The following is a 24214-nucleotide window of genomic DNA, read 5'->3' as shown; positions in this document are numbered from 1 at the left end:
TGAAACCTTCAAAAGAGATAAACTGGCGGAAAATGATAACATTACTGTCTGCGGGAACTTTATCTGCATTAGTTATAACCATTACGCTTTTTCAAAGCCTATCGTTATAGTTCCGTTAACGGGTGGCGTTAATCAAAGAAGGATTAACGCTTTTTTTGTTGAAATTATTAAGCTAACGGGCAGAAGAGTTGAATAAGAGGTATTTATTCTTGGGGGCTTATTTAATGAAATATTTCTTGAAGTTGAATGTTGTTAGTATTTTATACGCTTTTATGGTATTTGTTCCTCTGGAACTTATGATAAATGTGTATAGAATTAGCAGAGTAACAAATTGGGAAATTGATACGGTAAATATTTTGACTGTCGTAACGCTAATTGTTGAAATTATAGGTGGTACAATGCTACTCCTCTTCTTAACAAAAAAGTGGCTGGGGAGTCGAAAGTCAAACTTTTGGACAGCCATCCTTTGGGTAGCCTATTTTATTCTTTTTGTTTATGTATTTGCATCTTTATTTCCGATAACATATGGTGGGGATGTTCCCAATCCTGTTACTGGACTTTTAGCAATAGGAGTATTGATAGTCTATCCGTTTTATATAGCAACTCTAAATTTCTTTGGAATGATGACAAATGATGATAAAACGATTAAGACTACCTAAATAAAAAGAATGTGAAGAATTGTACTTAAAGTAAGGGTGCATTAATTCAACATGACAGTATTTCGAAATTGAAAAATTCTCTGGCGGTACCCTGGTTGCGAGGAGGATTGGCAATTGATTGAATGGGAGGATATTAATGAATTATTTTATTGAAGAGTTTTGGGGATTAAAAAATGTTTCTACCATTCATGATATAAAAGCCAAAGGCAACAGAATTGTTAAGATAATCAATTCTAAAGAAGGGTGGTTCGTTTTAAAATCTTTTGACCCGTCATTAAGCGATCAACAAATAACTCAATATACTAATACTTTATCCTATTTGGGAGCAAGTCAATATAGACTTTCGCCAAATATCTTGATGGCTAATGATGGTGCATTATATAAGAAACACAACTCTAGGTATATGTATATTATGGAGTATATACATGGCGAACAACTGCAAGAAAATAGCGAAGATGAATTTGCACTGGGGCAGGTTTCAGCATTACTTCACAAAATACATAATTATCCTACTCAGTCAGGTTTAAATGTTGAAGAAAGAATTGAAAACATGTATAGAAGGTTCCATAAATATTCGTTTAAAAAAGAATACGATCAAATAATAAAATCCCTGCCTAATTTCAACTCTTTACGCCAATCATTCATTCATACTGATATTGGCCCTCATAATGCAATAAAGACGTCCGAAGGTAAGGTGATTTTTATTGATTTAGATGACGCTGGGAACGGATCAACTTTAATAGACGTTGGATATCCGTTAATTACTCAATTTATTAGGTATAAGGATAGTGGAGAACTTGCTTTTAATATTGAGAATGCACGTGCTTTTTTTGAAGGATATTTTTCAGGTATGGAAATGAGTATAAAGAAAAAGAATTCATTTTTGATGGAGCAGTATTTATGCAGCTTATGTACATGCCAAGTTATGGAGAGGAAGCAGTAGAAGATATGTGGAAAATATTAAAGTTTGCTTTAAATAATAAAGATAAATTACTTTCTGTGTTAATATAGACAAGTTAACTTTTCCTTTAAACCTTTCTACCACAAGCACCATCTGGCAGAACTTATATAAGATTGTTAGAAGGGGATGAAAAAATGGACTTTAGGCAAATGTGTCTCTATAAAAATTTACGTTCCTTAGAAAAATATAAGTTTCCACGTTCCGAAGGTTTTTCCCGGTTCAGTTCCGGTATTCCTTCGGTCTTTTATTAATCAAACGTTTGTTTAATTTATCCAATATCCTCCTCAATCCCATGTCCCAGAAGGGATCCGTTTGCTCTTCTCCATCATATTAATCTGCATGATTTCTACTCTCTATTCAGTATGTTTCCTAACTGTAACACCAACCTAAAATTTACATTTCAATAATTCAAATCTATACAATAGGTGTATTATCTGCACTATATGAAGTTTAATTGAACAAGCTGTGCCAAAAAAGGACCTGGGGGTCCTTTTATCTTGGATACATTATTTAGCAGCTTAAAACATTAATAAACATTAATAAAAAAGAATAAAAGCGAACGAGAAATTGACAATAACAGAATAAACGTGCAATAATATGGGAAATGCTACCATTAACCATATTCTGAGGTGATGAATTTGTTTTCAGACGAAAGAAGGCAAGAAATATCAAAGTTGTTGGAAGAAAACGGTCGTGTGTGGGCAAAGGATCTAGCAAGTAAATTTGAAATGTCAATTGATTCGATTAGACGAGATTTATCTATTATGGAAGAACAAGGTCTTTTAAAGAGAACTCACGGAGGAGCTATTCCTATTACCAAAGTTAGAAATATGGCTCAACCTCGTTCAATACGCTATGGAGAAGGAAGCGTTTATCAAAATGATATTGCTAAGTTAGCAGTCACTTATATAAAAGAAAACCAAACTGTTTTTATTGGGGGAGCTGCTATTCACTTTGTAATGATGAAATATCTTCCGAAAGATATTTCATATACCGTCGTTACTAATTCTGTTGAAATTGCTTACTATCTAAGGGATTTAGGAAATATACAAGTATATTTAATTGGAGGATTTGTAAAGAGTTCAGGGAATATTACAGATGCTTTAGCTAATGCATTCGCTCGGCAATTTACATTTGATTTATGTTTTGCAACTGCTGGGGCACTATCATTAAAAGGATTAAGTACTGCTACACCAGAAGTTTCGATTTTTCATAAAACAGTATTTAATAATTCAAGAAAGATTATTGCTTTGATAGAGCATTTTAAATTTGGAGACGATATGTTCTCAAATTTTTATCCAGTCAATGGATTAAACATAATAATCACAGATAATGAAACAAAGATAGAAGATATTAATATGGTAAAAAACCAAGGTGTTGAAATTCTTGTAGCAAAAAATAATTAAAATAGAGGGGAAGCGAGAGATATGTTTTATAGAAGGAAGTTTTACATTGTAAAAAATGAATTTATTGAAATATTTAATAAACATTTTAATGAAACAAATTTACCCAATCAAATTAAGTATGGTGCACGATTAATAGGTAGATGGATGATACCTAATGATGAAATAACCACTGAAGTATTCGCCATTTGGGAGTATGATAGTTTTGAGAAGTATAGAGAGATTGAAGCCAATGTTAGAAGTGATAAAGAGTATCTTAATCGAATAAATAAATGGTATGAAAAAAATGGCGGTAGAGATAACGTGTTTAAAAAATATATTTTGGAGGTAAGAAATGAGGAGTTAAAGTCAACAGTAAAATAAATGTATTGATGAACACCTTATTTAAGATAAAGGTATCCCCCTGTAACTTTGTCGATACCTTTGGAAGTTTGTTCTCCCCTACTGTAACTAAGTTGATACCAAGAGGGGAAAAGGGGAGAGAAAAACGAAGGTATTCAATCCGATTTGGGGGTGTTATCAATCATTCCCCAATCGGTTTTACCCTCCAAAATCAATACAATTTCAGGCTGAATCCAATACGGTTCCAGTCTTTTTCTTTTGCTCAATATTACTTCAATCTTTTGTTCAATAGGGATATTTCTTTTTTAATCTTTAAATAGCACCATGATTTCTAGTAAAATAACGCTATAAAACCAGATATGTCATGAATTAAATAAGAAAGGATGTGGTAGTATGGAAAGAGTTTCGGAACATCAAGAATGTCCAGATTGTGCTGGCGTTATGATGGTTAATTATAACCCCACGATTGTCGTTGAGAGAGATGAACAATGCTTCAGATGTGGATATTTTCATGAAGTTACAATAATTAGAGAGAAGAATGAGTCTCCCTCTATAAAAGATATTCCCAAAGAGGTTGAAATTGGTGAGGCTAATTACTTAATAATTGAGGGATTGGAGGAGAATGGAACCCCTATAAAGGATGAAAACGGCAATTATCTATTAGAAGAGGTAACTTACCAGGGGTACGGCTGTTACGAGCTTGCTCGAAGAGACGGATCTAAAGAATTCAGTACTTTTAACAAACCGATTACGTCTGATAAAATTGCCGAATTTCAGGAAGAGTTAAGAGACCCATTTTATGACCCGAACAAATCATTTGTAGCAGAATGGGATTCAGAAAAAAAAGAACAAATTGTTTTGATTGGGGATCAAAAAAATATTCCAGATAATAGTAGACTTTCATTCAAAGAATGGTTTGTAAGGATGAAAAAAAGTTAGATAAAAACGAGTAACTCTTTTCTACCATCATAGTATCTCCCTGTAACTTAGTTGGTACCTGAAAGGAAAAAAGGGGAGAGAAGAACGAAGGAAATGTGGAGAGACAAAATCGCTCCAAAAGAATCGGGATGCGTACCAATGGCACGTCTTTCTTGGTTCTTTTTTGTTAATCAAACGTTTGATTAGTTTTTGTTTCCATTCTTTTTTTGTTCAATAAGCCGCCAATCCCTTGCCCAATAAGGGTGTTAATTATTTTCCCCACCACATAAATTCACAGGATTTCCCATCTCTATTCAGTGTTATTCCTCACTGTAACATTATTCCAAGAATGATACATTTCATTTCTTTTCGTTTCTTCTTTGCTTCAACTTTTAATCATCCGTTTGTCCATTCTTTCTTTTGACAACAGCCATCCATGTTAAGGGTTAGTTTAATCTTGCTTTATATTGATACGATTTATAAATTGTATTAAGAGGATTAGGCAATGATTTAAGACAAACTTGATAACGGTATCGTTTTTGTTTGAAGGATAATAAGTATACGCCGTTCTACCTCTCTTTACTATCACAAAGAAGTGAAGATTAATATGCAAATAGGAGGATTTTGTATGCACAAAGTAATTTTAAACAATGGTGTTGAGATGCCCATACTAGGCTTTGGTGTTTTTCAAATGAATGATCCAAAAGAATGTGAACAAGCTGTTTACGAAGCTCTTATGGCAGGCTATCGTCTGATTGATACCGCTGCGTCTTATCTAAATGAAGAATCAGTCGGCAGAGCAATTAAAAGGAGTGGTGTAGCAAGAGAGGAATTGTTTATCACTACAAAACTCTGGGTGCAGGATGCTGGTTATGATAGCACAAAGAAAGCATTCGCAAAATCACTGGAAAGACTGCAATTGGATTATTTGGATTTGTATTTAATTCATCAGCCATTTGGCGATGTATACGGTTCTTGGCGTGCAATGGAAGAATTGAACCGTGAGGGGAGAATTAAGGCTATTGGAGTAAGTAATTTCCATCCAGACCGCTTAATTGATTTAATCATTCACAATGAAGTAATTCCTGCTGTTAACCAGGTTGAAACGCATCCTTTCAATCAGCAAATCGAAAGTTCTAAATTTATGAAAGAAAACAATGTGCAGATAGAGTCCTGGGGACCATTTGCCGAAGGAAAGAATAATATGTTCCAGAACGAAATTTTAGTATCAATAGCCGAAAAACATAATAAATCTGTTGCCCAAGTGATTTTACGTTGGTTGATACAAAGAGGAGTCGTTGCAATTCCAAAGTCTGTTCGTAAGGAAAGAATAATTGAAAATATTAATATCTTTAACTTCGAGTTAAGCCAAGATGATATGGAGAAGATCCTTACGCTAGACACAAAAGATAGCTTGTTCTTTTCACATAGAGATCCTGAAATGGTGAAATGGATTGGTACCCGTAAACTTAATATTTAACATATTGCCGTCAAATAAGGTATTAAGAACTATTCATCAAGAAAAAGTCGATTTCCTTTCAGGGACATCGGCTTTTATCTTTTATAAACAATATGATAGCGTGTTACCAATTTCAAATTGTGAATAAACGGGTGCGTTTAATCTAAGAAGGATTAAGGCTTTTTTTGTTAAGTTAATAAGCTATCGGGCAGGTTACTTAAAATAGGAAATGGGGGGAGGCTAATGTTTAAAACACAAAAGTTCTATTATTTGTTATTACTTGTAGTACCTTCACTGATATTAACAGGCTGTGAAGGTTTGGCAGATTATAGTGTTGACCTCCCTGGGGGTTACTCTGTAATAAGAACATCAGCACATCAGGTTACAATTGCACCTAAAGAGAGTGAGACAAGTTGGGGAAGAGACATCATTCCCACGAAAGTTACAGAATTGGTATGGGATGATAATTATATCCTTGCAAAGCAACTTGGATTAAAAGAAGACTCCGATAGCAAGAATGGTTATCAAATACCTAATAAGGATGACATTCATTTTTGGATATTAAACTTTAACACTGGAGAAGTATTTGGTTCTTTGGATGAAAAAGATTTTAGAGAAAAAAAGGTTGAATTGGATATATCTGAAGATGTAGTTTTGAAGAAGGTCGGGGATATAAAATAGCTCTATTTAATTGTGCTAACGGGCAGATTACTTCAATAAGGAGAAGGGGTTTTTATGGTGAAATACTGTCATAAAGGCGGTGTTGAAATGAGTAAAAAGCAAATTGCTATTTAGAATTTTGAGGTGAGAAAAAATGGTGTCACTATTGTAATAAATTTGCTTGCTGACGTAGGACACCTCTAAGTAAATTAATGAATTTGAAACTTTTTAAAAGCATTTAATAATCTATCGAGTTCTTGACTACATTTAATCGTCTTACTGTTTAACATACCATTTAACGTAGCAAGACGGATCATTTCATCCCTTTTTTGGACTATTGATAAAATAAGAGATTCCCTATTAAGTTGTGTACTTTCTTGTAACAATTTTTACACCTCTTTATTAATTTAACGCTTTACTTAAAACAAACACAAACTCTATTATGCAAAATTCTTTACTTAAATAAAAGACCTTCGACAAAATAAGTCAAAAGAAGATATAAAGTATGAGAAAAAATATGTAAAAAATAACTACCTTTTACAAAAGGCGAATGAAGCACAGTTGATTGAGCAGTTTAGTGAAATAAACAAAAACCATCCTTTTTTATTAGGGGATGGTTTTCAAAACTTGTTATTAATGATTTTCTTAATAATTATTCCGAATGCTACCCCTGGAAAAACAAACAACATTGGAAGCCAAATAGGACCCAATAATACTCCAAATATCACTAGGTTTGATGAAAAAATCAAACCAACTGTCACAAAAAATGCTGTTAAAACATACGGAAGGAAAGAAATAGGGTCTTTCCCTCCACCTGCATCTTTAACTGCATCCCATATTGAAAAAAAGTATAAACAAGGATAAAACATCAACCACTGATAATCCGCATGTTTTATTGCATCATCAATTTGCCCATGAAAACTCATAATTATAATCTGATTGAAATTTGCTTGTATATTAATAATAAATTCAAGGATCAATAAAACTATACCTTTAAAATATTTCCCGTTTAAAAACTGTCCAAACCCAGGAAGGGCGATGCTCCACATTAGTTTTTCAATTATATTTTTATCCATTGATCACAACCAAGCAATTGTTTTTACTATTCTTCTTTTGCAATTTCGTTTCTATTAGGAGCAAGTGGAGGCTGTTCTAACCATTTATTTTTAACCATTATGTTATACCACTTTTTTATAACCATTAGATTTTGTAGAATGGTCCCTTCATAAGCAGTTACGAGGTCTGTTCGCATAGCTGATGCTAATCCTGCACCGTGATAGTTTTGTGCTGCTTGGAACAAGAAACCAATATGATACATCATTAACTTATCGGAAAAAGGGGAGTCAGTTGAAATTGTCACTTCTGTTTCCCAAGATTTTGGAACTGGTAAATTATCTGCTTGCAATATTTTTGATAATGTCTTTATTTGACCATCAGACGTTTTCTCAGTATCGGTTAAAAATTTCCTTACTTCTTTTGTTTGAGCAACTTGACTGAATGCGATAGAAAGGGTTTTAGCCATAATGCTCTTTTTAAGGTTGAGAGAAATACTAATGATTTCTGTCGCTGATAATGTTCTACCCTTTCCAAATAATCCATCTGTGAAATCTTGGCTGGAAATATATTCAGGGTTTTTAGCTGGGTAAAATAAAGGGTCTCTTTGAAAGTTTCCTTTCTCAAGCAATAACTCAATGGTTTGATGATACATCTTTTTCGCATCATTATCACATGAATCGTAAAAATCTCTTAAGTCTTTTCTAACAGAAACGGCTAATGCAGTGCTGTGTCCTAGCAAACCATGTAAGGTCATGATATGTAAATAATTCAGGCAAAATATATCTGTGAATAATCTCGGTTTATCTTTAAAGAGATCAGAATCAGTAAATCCAATTGGAACTGGAAATCCCTCGTTTTCCATAAAGGTTACGATTTGTTTTTTTTGTTTTTCAAATGTAATAATAGCTTCCTCAAATATAGCTTTTATTAACTCGTCTTCAATAATAGAAACCATATATTTATTTACCATATCTGTCGCAGTGCCGTTCACATACTCTCCCCAAAGTGTTCCTATTTCGGAAGATGTAAGTTTTAATTTATTCTCATCCATATTTATCACCTCCTGGATAGTGTTTCCCAACTTAGTAAGTGATATGAATTTTATAGATGTTATTTTACTCGACAACAAATCTGATTGCGAACAACTTCACTTAAACAAACGGGTGCTTTACTTCAATAAGGAGTAAAGTCTTTTTCTTACAATTGTCTCCTTACTAAATTCTCATTCCCTCAATATCTGTTGTTTAAATAAGTTGGTATCTAAGCAGCCGGAAGGATTATATAGACACAATAATTATGTAATGGCTCAAAAGGAGAAGCGTACCTATGGCACGTCCTTCTCGGTTTTGTTGTTAATCAAACGTTTGAAGACTACTGGCAGGAATATATAAATAGGGTCTTACCTTCATAGTGAGGAAAAGAGGGTCTGTATTATGGGTGTATCCCTGCTAAATCCTCTTCTTTCTTCTAAAAGTCAGTACACACTGTTAAATAGTGTATTTCCAAACAGCAAAGGGAACGGGAAAAGTAGCTGGCTAGCAGTCTTATAGGCTGGATCCAATAGTGATTCAGTTCTTTTTTTTATCCAATACTTCACCAATCCCTTGTAGATACTGGATTCGTGGGATGCCCTGTCCGTTTTCAGTTGTTATCATTATTTTTATCTCCTTTTTACACAAACTATTCGTAGTCTAAATAAGAAGGGGTTCTTTTATGAAGAGATTAATGATACTTTGTTTTCTTTTTTCCTTTATAAGAAACGAAATAGTTAATGAAAAAAGCATAAATCAAACTAATGTCCAGTCTGTACAGCATCAACAGATTAAAAATGAAATGTATCACGATGTAATGGTGCGATTCATCAGTCCGTATGTTTACGAAGCCCTTAATAGCCACTATCAATCTAAAGACTCCTTAACAGAAACTTTAAACACCTCACCTTCACTAATTCGTATTGTAAGAATAAAAAGAGTAGGTAATTTTAATAACTTTGAATTCATGATAACTATTGAAGCAACAGGTTTTGTAGGGGGAAATGTACCTGTTATGGATGCCCAAATAACCTTTAGAGTAAAAGGACCGATATCAGGGTCAGGTGAAAATAGTGTTTTCTTTGAAGGATTTAAACAACTAAAAACATATGAATTACCACTAAAGTGGAAACATATCATTAAGAAGCCATTAGAATAAACGTGAGTTTTTCACTATATGGAAATTATAAAGGATTTTAACCTAAAGTAACTGGGGATCGGGTCTTTATAAAGAATTGCTGCTGATAAAAAGTCGATATCTACTGTTTAGTATCTATACTTGCAATCGTAGGAACAGGGGAGATACGATAATTGTGTCATGGTTCGGAATGAATCGGAAGGCGTATTAAAGATACGTCCTTCACGGTTCTTTTTTATTAATCAAACGTTTGATTGGTATCAGTATCAATCTTTTTACCATTGTACAATATGTCCTTAATTTCTTGTCCAATATGGACTTTTATCTCATTTTTTCAATCTATAGATGAGTTTCCGATCCTTTCCGGTTGGTTAGTTTCCTAACTGTAACATCATCCCAAAATTGATACATTTCATCATTTAGTATTCACCTTTCTAAGATAAAAGCTGTTCAATCTGCAATTTCCACTTTTATAATGTTTTCGAAATCAATCTTACTAGCATTCCCAAGGTTGTCAACGATTCGCACGTATCGATCTAAGTTATGAATATGATGAAGGAACCCTTCTTTTTTATTGAAAAATCCATCTATCCAAAGAGTTATAATAATGGGCGAATTAATTTCAATTGCAACATGCAGTGTTTCATCTATTTCTTGCAACTGATTTTCGTCGAGTACAGGCTTCTTTACTTTTTCATCATTGTGCCTCATCTCTTTTAGGGATGAAACATGCTCTGGCATAAAGAAACCATGCCACTTCTTCATTCCCCTGTCTTTTAAATCCATTATTAAGCACCTCTCTTTTGTCCAAAAATGCGAACAGATAGGATATTTTCTACTTTGAATGAACGAAATTGTCGTTTAGTGTAGCAATAGGCTTTTACCATATGATCAGTAACCGCCAGAACTTTAATGACACGATGTGATATTTGGTTGTCGTTGTTAATATAAATTAACTCAAGTTTTTGTTCCGTTCCTGATGCACGGTTGATGATACCTTTCATAACAATCACTCCGAACAAATGTTTTTATTTATTATATGCGAACGTGTGTTTGTTATGCAACTGAAAAATAAAGGAAGGTATTTTGCACAATATGTCGAAGAGTCGTAGTAACGGAGTAAACGAGAATATTTTTTAATAATTTGAAAGACGGAGGAGAGAAAATCGCAAATTTATCAAGCGGGAGATAAGTGGGTTTTGGGATTAAAGGGTGGAACCTATGGAGAAATTTACAAAGAAGCTGAAGCGATTATAACGGAGCAACGACCTATTCCCTTACGAAAATGGGAAACACCAATAGAATATCGGATAAATTCATTAAAAAATGAAGAAAGGAAATATGAGTACACAATTAGGGAATTTTCAGGTGATCAGGGCGATAGTATTTATTTTGTAGAGATAAAGTTTAGTTTTTATCGAGATGGGTTTTTTTATGCCTCGGGTACTTGTGAGTTTTTTGTTGAAGAGGATTATGTTGAGCAAAAAGTTGAAGAACTTAGACAAAACAACTTAGTAGCTATATATGATTGGATACCTGACGTTCCTACATGGCATGTGGTGGAACATAACTTTGAAAACGATATTTTTGAGTGGCATGAAAATGAGGAAGAGAATAGAATCGAGTAAATTACGTATGTTTTACTGTCTCCATTATACAAAGTCTAGTAATGAATTTGTTTTTTACATATAATTCTTCCTTTTGCTAAAAAAAATCAAAGTTTCTTCATTCAGTCTGTTTTGGAACCCGATAAAGACCTCTATGGAGACCGAATGAAAAAATTTAATATGATGGAAAAAGATAAAGACCGTATTCGGTACTCGTACAGTACTTTACAATTCTATAACTCTGAAAAAACACGATGACCGAAACATAACCCTATAATACTTCAAAAATAGTTAAGGGATTAAAGTTTATAAAGCAAAGACCCTTGATTAGCACATTTGGATTTATCCTAAAGGCTATGGCATACATAGAGTGCTAGTAATAAGAATGATTAAGGCACCAGTTTCTTAAATAGGATGGTTTTGCAAATACTGATATTAGCCACGAAAATTGCTTAGTAAATAGTTAAGAAGTGAGATCGAAAAAACATACTTAATTAACTAGAATCTGGCCAAAAAGCCTTTGAGATGGTTTAAACAAGTGGTAGTCTTCATTATGGTTGAGAAAAACACCTACTCAGCAGGTGTTTTTTGAAAAATATATATTGAGAACAAAGTTAGCGAAGACTTTCTCCAATAAAATAAAGAATAATAATATGAATAGGGTAGAAAAAATAAAAGAAGTATTTTAATCCAACACCCCTTTTTCCATTGTAAAGCAATAATAGAGGTAAAGCACCAATCATCATCCATTGGTAATCAGCAAATGGAAAAAACTTTGATAAGGGATTATCCCACTGCCATGCCCACATTTTGGTACCAATAGACAGGAATATAGTAAACAGGCTATACGCTATAGTAAGCCGTATTTTATTATTGCTGTAATAAAGCAACACACCGAACATGACCAAGAAAAATCCACCTTCGGCAACAAAGATATTTCCCGAAATAGTGGCCAAAAAAAGAGAAGTTGCGTATATATGTTGCTTAACTATAACTATATACTCTAGGTCCAAAAGCACTAATAGAAAGGTGCTAGTTAGTTGCCATAAAATAAAATACACAAAAAGTTTTGCTTGTTTTTTTTCTACAATGTGAATAGACAACACAATTAAAAATAATGTTGAAAAGAAATTGTTTGCAATAATGTCCCCTGAATCAATATAAAAATGATTAATGATTAAATTAATAAAGGCCATCACAACAGATGCAACATATAAACGCAACAAGTATTTCTTTTTGTCGGAAGTTTTTCTGTACCCGATTCCAACAAAATAGATAAAGATGGGAGCAGCTAATCTACCAATATACCTTAAATATTCCGGGGTATTAGGGATGAAATGTCCTGTATGATCTATAAGCATAGATGCTACAGCTATTAATTTAAGGAAAGTAGTCGTCATATGAAGATCTCCAAATTTATTGTTGAAAGGATAAAAGTGTCAATTGAAGGACACTTCTAACCTTTGGAATTTATCTTTTATCCTTTTTTATATGGTTAGGAACAACACTTAATAGGAATGCCTTGGTATCATACTACTCTGTAACAACAATCCTATATGTGTCATATTCAACATGGTCTAATTTGCTTGTCCATCGTAGCCCCGAAACTTCGGGAAGCAAATCCCGATAATCTCCCCAATTTAATATATGGATATCTTGTAATTCAAAATCAGGAATAGAACTAAGACTTTTAGAATTATATGCAGGCTTGTGTACGTTAATCAATAGTTTCTCGGCCAGCTCAATCTCTTTCGACCACATATCTTCTTCAGGAGTGCTTTCTCCTGCTAGTCGTCCTGCATAGATTTTGAGATGCCCCGAATCATTTGTATCCCACCAGTTTTCTTGCGATACTCGCTTGCCGATCGTTTGTTGATCTGCCTTTCCTATGTAAAGCAAGACATCTTTTCCGTAAACGGTATGTTTTCCGTATATTTGATAGATGCCGTAGTCATGGTAAATATCGTTTAATTGGTTTAATTCATCTAAAGAAAATGGACCTTGCCAATCAATTTGGATTAATTTTATTGTTCTGATTTCCATATTTTGCTCCCGTAGTAGATTGTTTTTTATAATACCTTATTGATATCGTTCAATAGCTTCTGAACATCTGATTTTGACTTATCAATAACTAGATTATTAAGGATTTCAATGCATTCATTTCTAGCTTTTTCTTCGTTTTTCGGGTTAGATACCATCAATGTTTATATAAAACAACTGAATTTCATTCCTCAAATCATTAAAGTCAATGGACAACTTTTTAGTTCTTTTTTTCATAAAGTAATTACATAATAGTAATATAGTACCATTAATCCCTAATAATGGAACAGAAGTAATAAACAAAAAGAGGGTTTCTGTATATAGTTTCTCCAAATAAATGGCTAAGAGTGATGATTGGTTGGAGATATGCTGAAAATGATTAATGATATCGTGCTGTGACGGGCGAGTATATTAATTACAGCTTATTTAGGTAGCTATATTGAGTAGCTCTATATTTTATTTCCTTTGTTAGAAAAGTGTTTGCTGTTAATCCCCTGGTCATCGGGAGTGGAAAGAGGGACAGGTATTTTGGGGGAATTGGGGCGGTTAAGAATAAGAGATATGGTCATATGTCTACTTACTTAGGGTCTGGAGAGGAAGGTATTTATGTGTTTCTCAACTATATGTCTACCTTTTTAGGGTAAAAGGATATATGTCTACAAAATTAGGGTGTACTTGGAGCAATTTATTAGTAGATTTGTCTATCTATATAGGTTAAAGAGTGATGAACTCGTTGCAACACTCTATAAATGCCTAATGATGAGGGGGAAGGGCAAGTATTTTCATTCACGCCCTATTTAGGTAGACATGTGGTTTAGATTCCAAATTTTTACTTTTAAAGAATGGCTGTTTTCCAAAAATTGTTTTTTTTAATAATACATTCCCGATGTTTGAATAGTCTGTTAATATTGTTATAACTGATACTCAAAAGACTGAACATAAAAGGGGATGTTTTATATTGAGACGTTTAGTTGTATTCATTTTTGTTTTTTCCTTCGTTATTTTAACTGGATGTGGCTTGGAGACGAAAACATTAACCCAATTTTATGAAGGGGACATAAATAAAGTATCTAAAATAGTGATATTGGATGGAAACACAGGATACAAAAAGACAATTGAAGATAAAAAAACTATAGAAAGTTTCCTAAGTGAAATAAAAGACATTAAGTTTATTCCTGATGAAAACCAAGAGGCAAGAAGTGGATTTAATTATGCTATTGGTCTTTATCAAAACGGAGTAGATGATTTTTCATTCGGTTTAACACAAATAAATGACCACTATTACCATACAGAACCCGATATTTTCCTAATTGTCGATAACTTTTATACAAACCTGGATATAAAAGAAGAGTAATTTATTCGCTGAACTCTTCATTTACTTCTTTCCACATACTCGAACGTCTCCTTAAACCACTAATAACCTTTATTGGATATGGTCAAGAAAGCAACAATCTTTGCGAAAACAGCCTAAAGAATTTACTTTTATTCTGTCAATCGGAGAACTCGACAGAAAAGGAGAGACACACTGAATATGTAATGGTTATACTCTATCATACTGATCTGCATGATTATATACTCTCTATTCAGTGTGTTTCCTAACTGTAACACCATCCCGAAAATGATACATTTCATCTTTTTTCGTATTGTCTTTCTTCAACCTTTCATAATCCATTTTGTCTATTTTTCCTTTGATAATAGCTGTTGTTTACCCAACACTGAATTGAATATACTATGATTAGGAGGTGTATTCGAATGATTCAAGAACACATACCAATGCGGGAAGAAGAGGACTATACGAAGAGTTATACTACACTTGAAGCCGCTGAAATTGTCGGTGTATCCGATCAAACCATACGACGTTGGAGTGAAAAAGGGAAATACCCAGATGCCGTAAAAACTGGAGGCTGTTGGCGTATTCCGAAAAAATATTTTAAAATTTCCCTTGAAGAAGCAAGAAAGCGGAAGGCTTTTGAACAGCACCTAAATGAATTCAATGCCCAATATGGAGAAGAAACATAAGTCCCTGCAAAGAAGGCGAAGCCATTGAAGTTTGTGTATTACAATGATACCGGCAGAGAGATAAGCATACACCCTGCTACCGAAATCCATGGAACCGAATGTGATATGAATGTCATTAAGCCTTTGGAAGAACGTGTCTTTCATCTGCCGCCTAATACATATCCGTGGGTCAAAATGTGGGATTATGGTGAGGACCTTGGGCTAAGCATTTTGGTTTCCCCTCAGCAAGAAGTTTCACATGATGAAACTAAAAGAAATAGGAAAATAACGACTGTAGAAGAATTTGAAAGCACAAAGAGGTTACGTGCTGAAAATCAGATACTCTTAAATGAATTGCAACGTCTGAAGAATCGCAATTAATTTATCAAAGTTCAACCGACTATTTATAACAGAGAGGAAAGTGGGAAAAACGATGACTCCAAAATATTTATTCAAAAAAATTCCATACCATGATCAATGCTCGCATTCTTTCAATCAGGGAAGTGCGGGCTTTTTTATTTGCTTTTGACAATAGTCACTGGTAGAGGGAGACAGAGGTTAATGAAAAAGGAATATTGAAGCTGAAATATAGTTTATACAATGATTGCTGTTATAGCTATTAGGGGAGATGCAATGTGAGAATACTTGGAGGAAGAGCTGGATTTAACTCTGTAAGTTTTACCGGAGAGAAATATGAATCCATATCCAAGTTAAAGGATGGAAAAATCACAACTGAGATTAGACAAAAAAAGGAGCATATGAAAATAACAGACATACTTTCCAAAATTCCTTTTATTCGTGTTTATGCTATGTTTTTTGAAATCATCATCGAATATTGGAAGCTATACTTAGCTACAGTGGTAGCTTTGTTTCTCTTAGAGTTTTTCTTCAATGAAAAAGGAAATGATTCTTTTTTGCATAATATCAATATGAATACTCTGGTGGTGGTACTGTCGTTTCTGGTCATAGCCAGCTTAATTATAAAAGCAACTGAAATGGGAAGACTTCACGGAGCGGAGCATATGGTCTACCATGCTTATGTGAAAGATCCACACCTAACACTAGAAAAGGTAAAAAAGCAGCCGAGGATACATAAAGATTGTGGTACAAATCTAGTGATCTCCATTGTCATCTGTTTCTTTTTGCTAATGATGGTGTTTGGCAATGCATCTTGGGTGTTTTTTATTTCCTGTAGCATTGGTTTCGAACTATGGAAAACTGAACCGAAAATACTCTGGGATGCAGTATTGGCTATCGGAAAAGCTGCACAATATCTTCTTTTTACCTCCAAACCCGAAGAGAAACATTTGCTTGTGGCAATGGAGGCCATGAAGAAGTTGGAAGAGGCAGAGTATTCAAATACATAATGAAGTGCTTACCCCGTAAAAACATAATAGAGTCTGTATTTAGTTCGGATAAAGGCCTCTGAGGGGACTTTATAAAAAAGAACGGGGTGAAAGGAAAAGATAAAGACCGTATTCAGTATTCACCTGGTACTTTACAGTTTCACTTATGTCGAACCATTTCAAAACTGAAAAACACGATGACCGAAACATAACCCTATAATATCTCAAAAATAAGTGATTGATTGGATCCTATGATTAAAAGACATTTCTCCTTGATTAGAAGATATGGATCTAGCATAATAGACATGGTCTAAATAATAAGATGACAAAACAGGCTTTCATTATGCCGAAGTTAAGCACCCGTTTTTTGAGTTTCTTAGTCAATGAAATGTTAATGCCATTCCTCTATTAGATGGTTGCTGCAGGGAAAAAAAGGGAATTTTTTATCGCATTTATTTTATTAAAATGTGAATTGGTGGTAGAATGAGAGCAAGATATAAAGGAAATGAATCATTTTTTGCCATTAGTCAAGAAATAGGCGGCAGGAGAAGAACTCAGATGATTAGATGTATCAATGAAAATAGCTATAAAGCAAATAAATTATACGGCTCGCAATCCATTTAGGATGCGGGCTTTTTTATTTGAATTGACAATAGTCAAAAAGACATAATACGGGATCACAAACCACAGGAAGATTGGGAGTTGGTTTTTGAAGAAACATTGATCGAATATCAAGACACACATGTTATCCAGAGGGTAATAGTGATGCTACTGACATCGGAGAATAGCGTTGAGTTGCAACAGCGGTATAGAGCTATGTTGGAAAATAAAATTTTATTTATAGGTATATAAAATAAGAGAAATTGGATAAGAAACTACTTGAAGAAATCATAGAAAACATAAAGGAGCTTTTTAAAATGACAATGGATAAGCAATATGAACTTGTTAAACAGCTTGAAAATGATACTCCAGAAGAGCTTTTGGGCAAATATTCAAATGTTTTTGGTCCTTCCAAAGAAAAAATTGAAGCAGTTGAATACATGAGGGAATACGGTATGACCGAAGAAGTCATAAATGCTTTGCTATATTATATCTTGCTTAATTGGAATTTTAAGTTATCAAAGAACTTTATGGAGAATTTGGCCATCCATTTGTTAATGAACAAGGTTTCCACGACAAAAAATGCTTTGGATTTTACAAGAATGAACCATAGGAAATACCAAGAATGGGCAGAGTATGAAGAATTAATTAATAGCAAGCCAAAAAAACAAGAATCGTTGAATGATATTGAACGTACAATTTTAAAATCTATAGAACTTGCCTCAAAAAGTTCTAGTACTACAGATCAAGATTTGGGAGTGTTTGTTAGGCAATTTTTTAAATAATTGTTTATTTTTTGATGGAGAATTCTTTGAACTTGAAGCAGTGATGTTAGAGCAAGAAAACTGTACGGCAACTTTATTAAGATGAGAAACTTGGTTTTTAAATGCAACGAGTGCATGAGTATGTCATTCGAATATGAAAACATAATGAAAGTGAGCAATGATTATGAACGGTGAGGAACTATGACGGGCGGTTTTATCAAAAGTCTCGCAAAGAATATCAAAACCATCTTTCGATACTTGGATTGCTCCATCTTCTGTAGTGATTGAGGGAACGCCTTAGTCATCGAGGTAAAAAATGATTTTGCAGGGGACTGGATTGAAGAGAGATATAAACGTATGTTTCTTGAGATAAAAAGTACTTGGTTAGACAGTTATAGTATTCAATTGGGAGGAATTACAAGATATGAATGGAAGAGGGAGTAATTTTCCGATATTACATATTTATCCACAAAAATACCATCACGACGAGGCCATAATTATTGGTAGAAGAGAAGGTTTAGAGAGAATGAAGGCGACAATTGAAAAAGCATTGGAAACTGGGGAAGGGAATTGTACTGCTGTAACGTCAGATATTGAATCATATAAACTTCATATTTTTATTAATGATGAAGCTCCAAATTCTGATTTTTGGAGGACCCTTAATTTGCCGTATGTTGATTTTGTGGATGACGGCATTATTTTGGGTGGAGATGATTATTTGATTTACGAGATAAAGAATTCAAAGGATTTGAGAGAGACCTGTTCTGTAATTGAGGAAGATAGAAAACGAAGTAAAATCATGCAAGGAAAAATTATGGAGGTTATAGAGAGGAATAGAGAAAAAAATAGAGAAAGTGAAAATGAAAGAAGAGATCAGGAGAGAATCAAGACTATTTTGAACCTAATTTTCGATATTTGGCAACAGCATAGTGATATGCGATTCTTCCAATTGTTAGAGATGGTGAAATATCAATACTCATCTAAGAATAACGACATCGGAAAAAGGACAGACATAGGAAAGGATGAGGGTGGGATAGAGCAACCATTGTTATTTGTCGATCTATTTAATGTGAAAATTGAGGAGTTTGAGAGTTTTTTAAAGGGATTCTTGCAGCAAGAATAAGTTCTTAAACTTTGCATAATAAAAGAATTGATAAAACTAAAAAAGAAGGTGAGAGAGATGGATAAATATTTTGAGCTACTTCGGGAAAATAATCATTCAGAAATTGAGAGATATTTTATAGGTAATGATGTTAATGATGAAATAGCAGGTGGCACTCCGCTAATGTGGGCAGTACGGCAAAATAATATTGAATTTGTGAAGAGACTAATTGAGCTGGGTGCTGATCCTAACAAAGTTGATGATGTAGGGAGAAGTCCTTTAGAGATCGCCTGTTATTATGGCTTTCTGGAGGTCGCTGAAGTTCTATTGCAAAAAGGAGCAAAAGTTGATTTTAATTGCTTTAGAAGAGCCGAATGTAGCTGGTATGGATCAAGTCAAAGAGAATTAATAGAATTACTCAAACGATGGGATCTTGCTTAAAAAGTTCTTATTTTTCGAGGTTGAAATAATCAGAAAGCCTTTCACAGATATTGATATTAGGGCCCCGTATGATAGTTGTCATTTTTTTATCTTAACCTTTCATTCTAAGGTAATTAATTCTTCTCTTTTGCTTAGTATAAATAGATTCAAAAAACAGGTCTGGACAATGCTCTAGCAGTTATAAAGGGAGGAATTTTGCATGGAAAATAAAAAGGATAGAATCGACGAGATACAGGAGGCATTGAATGATTTTGCCGATTTTGTTGGTAAGAGAAGAAAGGAGCTAGGAATGACGTTCGAAGAACTTGCAACAAAAACGAATTTATCACCTAGTTATCTGTTTAGGCTCGAGAAGGGATATAGGGGCTCTTCCCTAAAAAATCAAATTAACATCCTGGTAGGTTTTAATTGGCCTGTCGAGAAGATTTTACAATACTTGCAATTGATAATCGAGGATCACGAGTCATTAAAAAGGATTTCTGATTAACACTGCAAAATTACTTAATTCGGCTTCTTCTTTAACGGATGCCGAGTTTTTTTATGACCACTATTTAGGCTTTTTGATATATTGATCACAAGCAATTTTGTATTCAGGAAGGATAAAAACTGAGCATTTTGTCAAAACACGATGACCGAAACATAACCCTATATAGGAGAAAAAATTAAAGTTTTCGCTTTCCAGATTTAAGTATAAACTTTGCCTTGAAAAGGAACAATCATAAGGAGAGAAAAGATACTCATATATGTAAAAAAATAATTCCTGTACATGATGTAAAAGATGCAAAGATTGAGTTTTAAATCAGTAAAGAAGACTTTCCCAACCCTATAAACATCTCCCGTGAAATGTAAAAGATATAAAGGGCGAAAATAATAGTATTTATATAGTCTTTATACGATTTTTTGCCTCAAGAGCAGAGTTTTTAGGGGTTGCTCTATTCAAGTGATGGTAATATCAAAATGCCCTAAATTGCTACCTTTCTCTTTAAAATGAGCTCGAACAGTATCAAACATACTATATTTTATTTACCTACCTAAGACCTTCTATAATAATAGCAATACAACTGAAAGGTAGGTAGTTTTTATGAACTCCAAATCAATTAAAGAAGTAGGAAAGAATGTTAAAAAGAATACACTCAAAAGCATTGAAATCCTGATGCAGCCATTTACACACGGGTTCGATTCTAAAGAGGAGGCATTAGTCAATATTGAAGTGATACAAAAATACCTAGATGAAGTGAATGAAAAGAAAAAGGGATTTAATCGTGTAACGTGGCAGGAATTTAAGCGTTATTTAACAGGAGGTGTCCCTCTTTCTGTAGGTTCTTGGGAAAAATCAAAGAGGTTGAGGAATTTTATCCAAAATCACCAAACTAACATCTATTGCTTTAATTTGAATGATATTTCTTCTATCCCTCCGAACCAAATTGAGAAAGTGATACAGAATATATATGACTATTGCCACTTTGTTCAAGAGTCTTATTCAAGTGGTAAGAAGCTATCAGAGAAGAATTACCACTGTTATGTGTTGGTATCTGAAGAGTGCGTAGGTTACGAAATATCATCCTATGTAATGGAAAGATTTCGGGATGATTTAGGTGCGAAAATAGGCGTTGCATTTGATAAAAGTATGACGCTAAGCAAAAATATTCTTCCTTCGGGAAAACCTGTAACAGTGAATGAAGATCTGGAAATATACAGCTTAAACCCATATTTGAATGAAATTTCCCGTATAGAAAAGATACTGGAGAAAGAACGAAAGAAGATAAGCAAACAAGAGGTGGTTTATCGGTTGCTTGACAAAGATTTCAACAATAAAATGGTTACGTCTGAAGTTGACTTCAATAATTTGTTGAATGCTTTTAAATCGCAGAAGTTGGTTTCTCTTAACTATAGGGAAATTAGTTATCTGTTCATGGTATTGAACAACCTAGAGGATGATGGCCAGATAACACATCAGCAAAAAATCCAACTGGCTGATGCCCTCAAGAAAGGAACAGCATTTAAGCAAGATGTGGATGAATTTAAGAACTACAAAGATGTAGGGGTGGGTTCTTTAAACCATATCCTTAAACAGCATGACGTTGCCACTGAAAATCTCTTTACCTTTATGGAAAATCACGAAATCAGGATAGACCTTTCATTTGAAATTAATGGGAAGATCTATGAGAACAAAGAAGTCTATGAGGAATTAAAAGAGATTCTATTTGGTTTCAAGTACAGAGGGAAGAAAATTATTCTGATTTCTGGAACTGGAAGCGGAAAGAGCTACGCATTGACCAAGATGATCCATGAATACAATGAGAGAATGAAATGTAATCTTACCCCTCAAAAACATCCCTACGGTTTTGCCCTCTACAATTGCCCCCGCAATGCTCTAATCAACAACCTTCAAAATGACTTTGAAAGCGATGGAATTTCTATCAGAATTACAGGTTCCGACAAATACGAAGTCAAAGAGAGAGAGTCCATGGTAAAAACTACTCCTAGCTTTCTCACCACCATTGATCATGCACCAGTCATTGTGGATATGAAAATGGATAAACAGATAGGCACTTCTGTAAATGAACCCCTACCAATTCTCCTCATTACCGATGAGAAACACGTTTTGTCCACGGATGCTTCCTATAAGCCTGATGCGGTAAGGGACTACCTTGTAGCTGAGAAGGCGATTCTTAATGCAGGCGGTGTGTCCCTGGATGTTACAGCTACCCCACAACACCTTCGTTCCGATGACTACGATTTGATTATCAAAATCAATCAGAAGGATCATCAAAATCCGTTTAAAGAAGCTAAATATACCATTTTAGAGGGAACATCAGTGCAAGTTGAGGAGAAAATGCTCAATAGAATACAACTCGCCGTTGAAAGTGACATTGAAAAAAAACTGTTGGTATTCATTGAATCAACCGATGCAATCGAATGGTTTGCTGCGGAACTTAAAAAGAGGGGAATTCCATCCATTGGGATATTTGCCAAGAAAGAGAAATACCGTTCGGATGAAGAGTCGATGCTTATTGATTATGGATTAATTCCAGATAACATTCAAGTAATCTTAGCAACGACTGTACTTGGATCAGGCATATCGATCGTGAACAACAATGAGAATGATGAAACTTGGATACTTTGTTCGGCTGAGTCCCTTAACCACAATGCTGTAAGGATCATTCAGATGTCGCATCGTTTTCGAATTCAATACAGTTCCTTGAACCTCTATTTTCAAGCACCAAAATCAAAAAAAGGGAGCAAAGTATTTCTTTACCACACTTTTCTGGAAGAAGAAATCATGAAGGCTGAGAATACAATTGCAGTCATTAAAGGAATGAGGAGAAATCCTACACGTACAAGAATCAGATTGGATGAAATGGAGAGAGAAGCAGGATTGTTCACAGATAAGCAAGGAAAAATCCATGTATGCAGCCCGATTATTCAAAGTGAATTAATTCTCTATCAGACATACTTCAATTATACTCATCCAGAGGCATTGATTCGGGAACTTGAGAAGAGTTTTGGATGCACATTTTCACAAGTATGTGATGAGTGGGAAATTGCTGATTCAAAGTTAGAATCCCAAAAGATAAATTCTACTGGTACTCGAAAAGAGAACTTACAAAGAATTGCTAATGATAAGGGTTGGTACGATAGCTTACGCAGAGAGTACCTTCTAAATGGCCGTGATAGAGGGAAATCAGTTCTGAAGGAGTTTGGCAGTGATGCAAGGATTGACTTGGTCTATTTTTTCCAAAACGCATATGACCACTCATTTGTCAGCAATGTCATGAAGGCTCATATGAAAGCAAACAAGGATAAACCCTATTCCTATATAAAGGAAAAACGGGATTATGAAAGAGTTGAGAGAATCAAATTGTCACAAGAGAACTCAATCGAGGTAAAGTTATATGAAACCGTGTGCTTTCAACTGAAAAGGTATAGGGAGGACGGAAGGAAACTTAAATTTTCTTCTAAAACGGAAGTAGATAACTATTTGAAGGGATTTAGCGATCAAATGATAAAAGCATACGGAGTGAAGCCGGGGGAAACAAAATTTGACGTTAAATCATTTAGACGGCTCTTGAATCTGCTTGAGGATAAAAAGGGAGGAACAAGGACTTACACTATCGTCGGGTTTAAAGATCAAGAATACCTAAAGGAAAAATATAGGGTTGAAAAGGTTCTTTAGCCCTTGATATGGAGGAGGCTGTATAACGCAGCTTCCTTTTTTATGTATCTGTTTTTTATGGCAACCCTATAAACTTCGGCTCTACATGGATTGCATTCTATTGGGGCGAAAGTTCCTCGTAGGGGACTTATAAAGTATATATTTTTCGCCTATCTAACAGGTTTATGGGGTTCAGACAATACAAATAAAAAGGTTTGGAGTAAAATGGGATTGCTAATTATAATTAGTGAGGACGAATATAAGCGATGTACCACAATAAAGTATGCTTATTTTGAATGAGGGGCGATAAATTTGATTTGTAATTGCGGAGGAGTATTGCTTGTTATTGGTGTGGAAGAACCACCAGTACATTTATCTAAAAAGGAAAAACTTATATATAATCGTGTTTGTGATGTGAAATGTCAAAAGTGCGGTAAAATTTATTATTCGCAACCATATGATGATGGCAATGTCATAAATCTAGTTAAAAATACTAAGAAGATTTAATAAATATGGTTCGAATCGAAATATCA

Annotated in this window: 26 protein-coding genes; 19 read left to right on the top strand and 7 right to left on the bottom strand. The window is 34.2% G+C overall.

What is annotated here, in order from left to right; translation table 11 throughout:
* The first annotated feature begins 224 nt into the window (after nucleotides 1-224).
* The 7 genes from KHA96_RS17430 (at nucleotide 225) to KHA96_RS17400 (ending at nucleotide 6423) form a co-directional block, all read left to right on the top strand.
* A complete protein-coding gene (locus KHA96_RS17430) occupies nucleotides 225-659 on the top strand; it encodes a hypothetical protein (protein ID WP_213130573.1) in 435 nt (144 codons plus the stop codon).
* A 136-nt stretch (nucleotides 660-795) separates the two neighbouring features.
* A complete protein-coding gene (locus KHA96_RS17425) occupies nucleotides 796-1602 on the top strand; it encodes a phosphotransferase enzyme family protein (protein ID WP_213130572.1) in 807 nt (268 codons plus the stop codon).
* 656 nt (nucleotides 1603-2258) lie between these two features.
* Nucleotides 2259-3026 carry a DeoR/GlpR family DNA-binding transcription regulator gene (locus KHA96_RS17420; protein ID WP_213130665.1) on the top strand — a complete coding sequence of 256 codons (768 nt, stop codon included), beginning with the start codon at nucleotides 2259-2261 and terminating at the stop codon, nucleotides 3024-3026.
* Nucleotides 3027-3047: 21 nt separating this feature from the next.
* The gene (locus tag KHA96_RS17415) at nucleotides 3048-3386 is read left to right on the top strand and encodes an NIPSNAP family protein (RefSeq protein ID WP_213130571.1); all 339 of its coding nucleotides are present in this window, start codon (nucleotides 3048-3050) and stop codon (nucleotides 3384-3386) included.
* 372 nt (nucleotides 3387-3758) lie between these two features.
* On the top strand, nucleotides 3759-4304 hold the full coding sequence (locus KHA96_RS17410) for a hypothetical protein (RefSeq protein WP_213130570.1): 546 nt from the start codon (nucleotides 3759-3761) through the stop codon (nucleotides 4302-4304).
* Nucleotides 4305-4911: 607 nt separating this feature from the next.
* Nucleotides 4912-5763, top strand: coding sequence for an aldo/keto reductase (locus tag KHA96_RS17405; protein ID WP_213130569.1), 852 nt, complete (start codon nucleotides 4912-4914; stop codon nucleotides 5761-5763).
* A gap of 222 nt (nucleotides 5764-5985) precedes the next feature.
* A complete protein-coding gene (locus KHA96_RS17400; protein WP_213130568.1) occupies nucleotides 5986-6423 on the top strand; it encodes a DUF3997 domain-containing protein in 438 nt (145 codons plus the stop codon).
* Nucleotides 6424-6611: 188 nt separating this feature from the next.
* Here the strand turns inward: KHA96_RS17400 and KHA96_RS23290 are convergent, their stop codons facing one another.
* The 3 genes from KHA96_RS23290 to KHA96_RS17385 form a co-directional block, all read right to left on the bottom strand.
* Nucleotides 6612-6788 carry an aspartyl-phosphate phosphatase Spo0E family protein gene (locus tag KHA96_RS23290; RefSeq protein ID WP_213130567.1) on the bottom strand — a complete coding sequence of 59 codons (177 nt, stop codon included), beginning with the start codon at nucleotides 6786-6788 and terminating at the stop codon, nucleotides 6612-6614.
* 234 nt (nucleotides 6789-7022) lie between these two features.
* Complete coding sequence (locus KHA96_RS17390; RefSeq protein WP_213130566.1) at nucleotides 7023-7478, bottom strand: hypothetical protein; 456 nt, start codon at nucleotides 7476-7478, stop codon at nucleotides 7023-7025.
* Between the two features lie 26 nt (nucleotides 7479-7504).
* The gene (locus KHA96_RS17385; RefSeq protein ID WP_213130565.1) at nucleotides 7505-8509 is read right to left on the bottom strand and encodes a DUF3231 family protein; all 1005 of its coding nucleotides are present in this window, start codon (nucleotides 8507-8509) and stop codon (nucleotides 7505-7507) included.
* A 662-nt stretch (nucleotides 8510-9171) separates the two neighbouring features.
* On the opposite strand from KHA96_RS17385, the gene KHA96_RS17380 reads away from it, so the two are divergent.
* Entirely contained in the window at nucleotides 9172-9648 is a 477-nt protein-coding gene (locus KHA96_RS17380; protein WP_213130564.1) for a DUF3888 domain-containing protein, read from the top strand.
* Nucleotides 9649-10077: 429 nt separating this feature from the next.
* Here the strand turns inward: KHA96_RS17380 and KHA96_RS17375 are convergent, their stop codons facing one another.
* On the bottom strand, nucleotides 10078-10413 hold the full coding sequence (locus tag KHA96_RS17375; RefSeq protein ID WP_213130563.1) for a YolD-like family protein: 336 nt from the start codon (nucleotides 10411-10413) through the stop codon (nucleotides 10078-10080).
* A gap of 2 nt (nucleotides 10414-10415) precedes the next feature.
* A complete protein-coding gene (locus KHA96_RS17370; protein WP_213130562.1) occupies nucleotides 10416-10631 on the bottom strand; it encodes a hypothetical protein in 216 nt (71 codons plus the stop codon).
* 195 nt (nucleotides 10632-10826) lie between these two features.
* On the opposite strand from KHA96_RS17370, the gene KHA96_RS17365 reads away from it, so the two are divergent.
* A complete protein-coding gene (locus tag KHA96_RS17365) occupies nucleotides 10827-11255 on the top strand; it encodes a hypothetical protein (protein ID WP_213130561.1) in 429 nt (142 codons plus the stop codon).
* A gap of 593 nt (nucleotides 11256-11848) precedes the next feature.
* On the opposite strand, the gene KHA96_RS17360 is transcribed toward KHA96_RS17365, so the two are convergent.
* A complete protein-coding gene (locus KHA96_RS17360) occupies nucleotides 11849-12634 on the bottom strand; it encodes a TraX family protein (RefSeq protein ID WP_213130560.1) in 786 nt (261 codons plus the stop codon).
* Between the two features lie 133 nt (nucleotides 12635-12767).
* Nucleotides 12768-13277 (bottom strand): GIY-YIG nuclease family protein, encoded by a 510-nt coding sequence (locus tag KHA96_RS17355; RefSeq protein ID WP_213130559.1) that lies wholly within the window; start codon nucleotides 13275-13277, stop codon nucleotides 12768-12770.
* A 955-nt stretch (nucleotides 13278-14232) separates the two neighbouring features.
* Between KHA96_RS17355 and KHA96_RS17350 the strand changes: the two genes are divergently transcribed.
* The 10 genes from KHA96_RS17350 (at nucleotide 14233) to KHA96_RS17305 (ending at nucleotide 23702) form a co-directional block, all read left to right on the top strand.
* A complete protein-coding gene (locus KHA96_RS17350; protein WP_249315671.1) occupies nucleotides 14233-14628 on the top strand; it encodes a hypothetical protein in 396 nt (131 codons plus the stop codon).
* Nucleotides 14629-15026: 398 nt separating this feature from the next.
* Nucleotides 15027-15293 carry a helix-turn-helix domain-containing protein gene (locus KHA96_RS17345; RefSeq protein WP_213130558.1) on the top strand — a complete coding sequence of 89 codons (267 nt, stop codon included), beginning with the start codon at nucleotides 15027-15029 and terminating at the stop codon, nucleotides 15291-15293.
* Nucleotides 15294-15317: 24 nt separating this feature from the next.
* On the top strand, nucleotides 15318-15653 hold the full coding sequence (locus tag KHA96_RS17340) for a hypothetical protein (RefSeq protein WP_213130557.1): 336 nt from the start codon (nucleotides 15318-15320) through the stop codon (nucleotides 15651-15653).
* Between the two features lie 254 nt (nucleotides 15654-15907).
* The gene (locus tag KHA96_RS17335; RefSeq protein WP_213130556.1) at nucleotides 15908-16639 is read left to right on the top strand and encodes a DUF1385 domain-containing protein; all 732 of its coding nucleotides are present in this window, start codon (nucleotides 15908-15910) and stop codon (nucleotides 16637-16639) included.
* A gap of 462 nt (nucleotides 16640-17101) precedes the next feature.
* Nucleotides 17102-17242, top strand: coding sequence for a hypothetical protein (locus KHA96_RS17330; RefSeq protein WP_213130555.1), 141 nt, complete (start codon nucleotides 17102-17104; stop codon nucleotides 17240-17242).
* A 293-nt stretch (nucleotides 17243-17535) separates the two neighbouring features.
* Nucleotides 17536-18003 carry a DnaD domain protein gene (locus KHA96_RS17325; protein ID WP_213130554.1) on the top strand — a complete coding sequence of 156 codons (468 nt, stop codon included), beginning with the start codon at nucleotides 17536-17538 and terminating at the stop codon, nucleotides 18001-18003.
* A gap of 403 nt (nucleotides 18004-18406) precedes the next feature.
* The gene (locus KHA96_RS17320; RefSeq protein ID WP_213130553.1) at nucleotides 18407-19105 is read left to right on the top strand and encodes a hypothetical protein; all 699 of its coding nucleotides are present in this window, start codon (nucleotides 18407-18409) and stop codon (nucleotides 19103-19105) included.
* Nucleotides 19106-19162: 57 nt separating this feature from the next.
* Nucleotides 19163-19525 carry an ankyrin repeat domain-containing protein gene (locus KHA96_RS17315; protein ID WP_213130552.1) on the top strand — a complete coding sequence of 121 codons (363 nt, stop codon included), beginning with the start codon at nucleotides 19163-19165 and terminating at the stop codon, nucleotides 19523-19525.
* Between the two features lie 199 nt (nucleotides 19526-19724).
* Nucleotides 19725-20012 (top strand): helix-turn-helix domain-containing protein, encoded by a 288-nt coding sequence (locus tag KHA96_RS17310; RefSeq protein ID WP_213130551.1) that lies wholly within the window; start codon nucleotides 19725-19727, stop codon nucleotides 20010-20012.
* Between the two features lie 594 nt (nucleotides 20013-20606).
* Complete coding sequence (locus tag KHA96_RS17305; protein WP_213130550.1) at nucleotides 20607-23702, top strand: DEAD/DEAH box helicase family protein; 3096 nt, start codon at nucleotides 20607-20609, stop codon at nucleotides 23700-23702.
* The last annotated feature ends 512 nt before the right edge of the window (nucleotides 23703-24214 follow it).

It is taken from the genome of Bacillus sp. FJAT-49711, assembly GCF_018343715.1.
Taxonomy (GTDB): Bacteria; Bacillota; Bacilli; order Bacillales; family Bacillaceae_C; genus Lederbergia.
The sequence above is the reverse complement of the archived record's forward strand: the minus strand, read 5'-3'. Positions and strand labels throughout refer to the sequence as shown.

What these genes read in the sequence shown, in the direction of transcription:
- KHA96_RS17330 (WP_213130555.1), top strand. Translation starts at nt 17,102, where the DNA reads ATGAGAGCAAGATATAAAGGAAATGAATCATTTTTTGCCATTAGTCAA.
- KHA96_RS17315 (WP_213130552.1), top strand. Translation starts at nt 19,163, where the DNA reads ATGGATAAATATTTTGAGCTACTTCGGGAAAATAATCATTCAGAAATT.
- KHA96_RS17425 (WP_213130572.1), top strand. Translation starts at nt 796, where the DNA reads ATGAATTATTTTATTGAAGAGTTTTGGGGATTAAAAAATGTTTCTACC.
- KHA96_RS17415 (WP_213130571.1), top strand. Translation starts at nt 3,048, where the DNA reads ATGTTTTATAGAAGGAAGTTTTACATTGTAAAAAATGAATTTATTGAA.
- KHA96_RS17385 (WP_213130565.1), bottom strand. Translation starts at nt 8,509, where the DNA reads ATGGATGAGAATAAATTAAAACTTACATCTTCCGAAATAGGAACACTT.
- KHA96_RS17310 (WP_213130551.1), top strand. Translation starts at nt 19,725, where the DNA reads ATGGAAAATAAAAAGGATAGAATCGACGAGATACAGGAGGCATTGAAT.
- KHA96_RS17345 (WP_213130558.1), top strand. Translation starts at nt 15,027, where the DNA reads ATGATTCAAGAACACATACCAATGCGGGAAGAAGAGGACTATACGAAG.
- KHA96_RS17405 (WP_213130569.1), top strand. Translation starts at nt 4,912, where the DNA reads ATGCACAAAGTAATTTTAAACAATGGTGTTGAGATGCCCATACTAGGC.
- KHA96_RS17360 (WP_213130560.1), bottom strand. Translation starts at nt 12,634, where the DNA reads ATGACGACTACTTTCCTTAAATTAATAGCTGTAGCATCTATGCTTATA.
- KHA96_RS17400 (WP_213130568.1), top strand. Translation starts at nt 5,986, where the DNA reads ATGTTTAAAACACAAAAGTTCTATTATTTGTTATTACTTGTAGTACCT.
- KHA96_RS17410 (WP_213130570.1), top strand. Translation starts at nt 3,759, where the DNA reads ATGGAAAGAGTTTCGGAACATCAAGAATGTCCAGATTGTGCTGGCGTT.
- KHA96_RS17325 (WP_213130554.1), top strand. Translation starts at nt 17,536, where the DNA reads ATGACAATGGATAAGCAATATGAACTTGTTAAACAGCTTGAAAATGAT.
- KHA96_RS17305 (WP_213130550.1), top strand. Translation starts at nt 20,607, where the DNA reads ATGAACTCCAAATCAATTAAAGAAGTAGGAAAGAATGTTAAAAAGAAT.
- KHA96_RS17375 (WP_213130563.1), bottom strand. Translation starts at nt 10,413, where the DNA reads ATGGATTTAAAAGACAGGGGAATGAAGAAGTGGCATGGTTTCTTTATG.
- KHA96_RS17355 (WP_213130559.1), bottom strand. Translation starts at nt 13,277, where the DNA reads ATGGAAATCAGAACAATAAAATTAATCCAAATTGATTGGCAAGGTCCA.
- KHA96_RS17320 (WP_213130553.1), top strand. Translation starts at nt 18,407, where the DNA reads ATGAATGGAAGAGGGAGTAATTTTCCGATATTACATATTTATCCACAA.
- KHA96_RS17430 (WP_213130573.1), top strand. Translation starts at nt 225, where the DNA reads ATGAAATATTTCTTGAAGTTGAATGTTGTTAGTATTTTATACGCTTTT.
- KHA96_RS17380 (WP_213130564.1), top strand. Translation starts at nt 9,172, where the DNA reads ATGAAGAGATTAATGATACTTTGTTTTCTTTTTTCCTTTATAAGAAAC.
- KHA96_RS17370 (WP_213130562.1), bottom strand. Translation starts at nt 10,631, where the DNA reads ATGAAAGGTATCATCAACCGTGCATCAGGAACGGAACAAAAACTTGAG.
- KHA96_RS17390 (WP_213130566.1), bottom strand. Translation starts at nt 7,478, where the DNA reads ATGGATAAAAATATAATTGAAAAACTAATGTGGAGCATCGCCCTTCCT.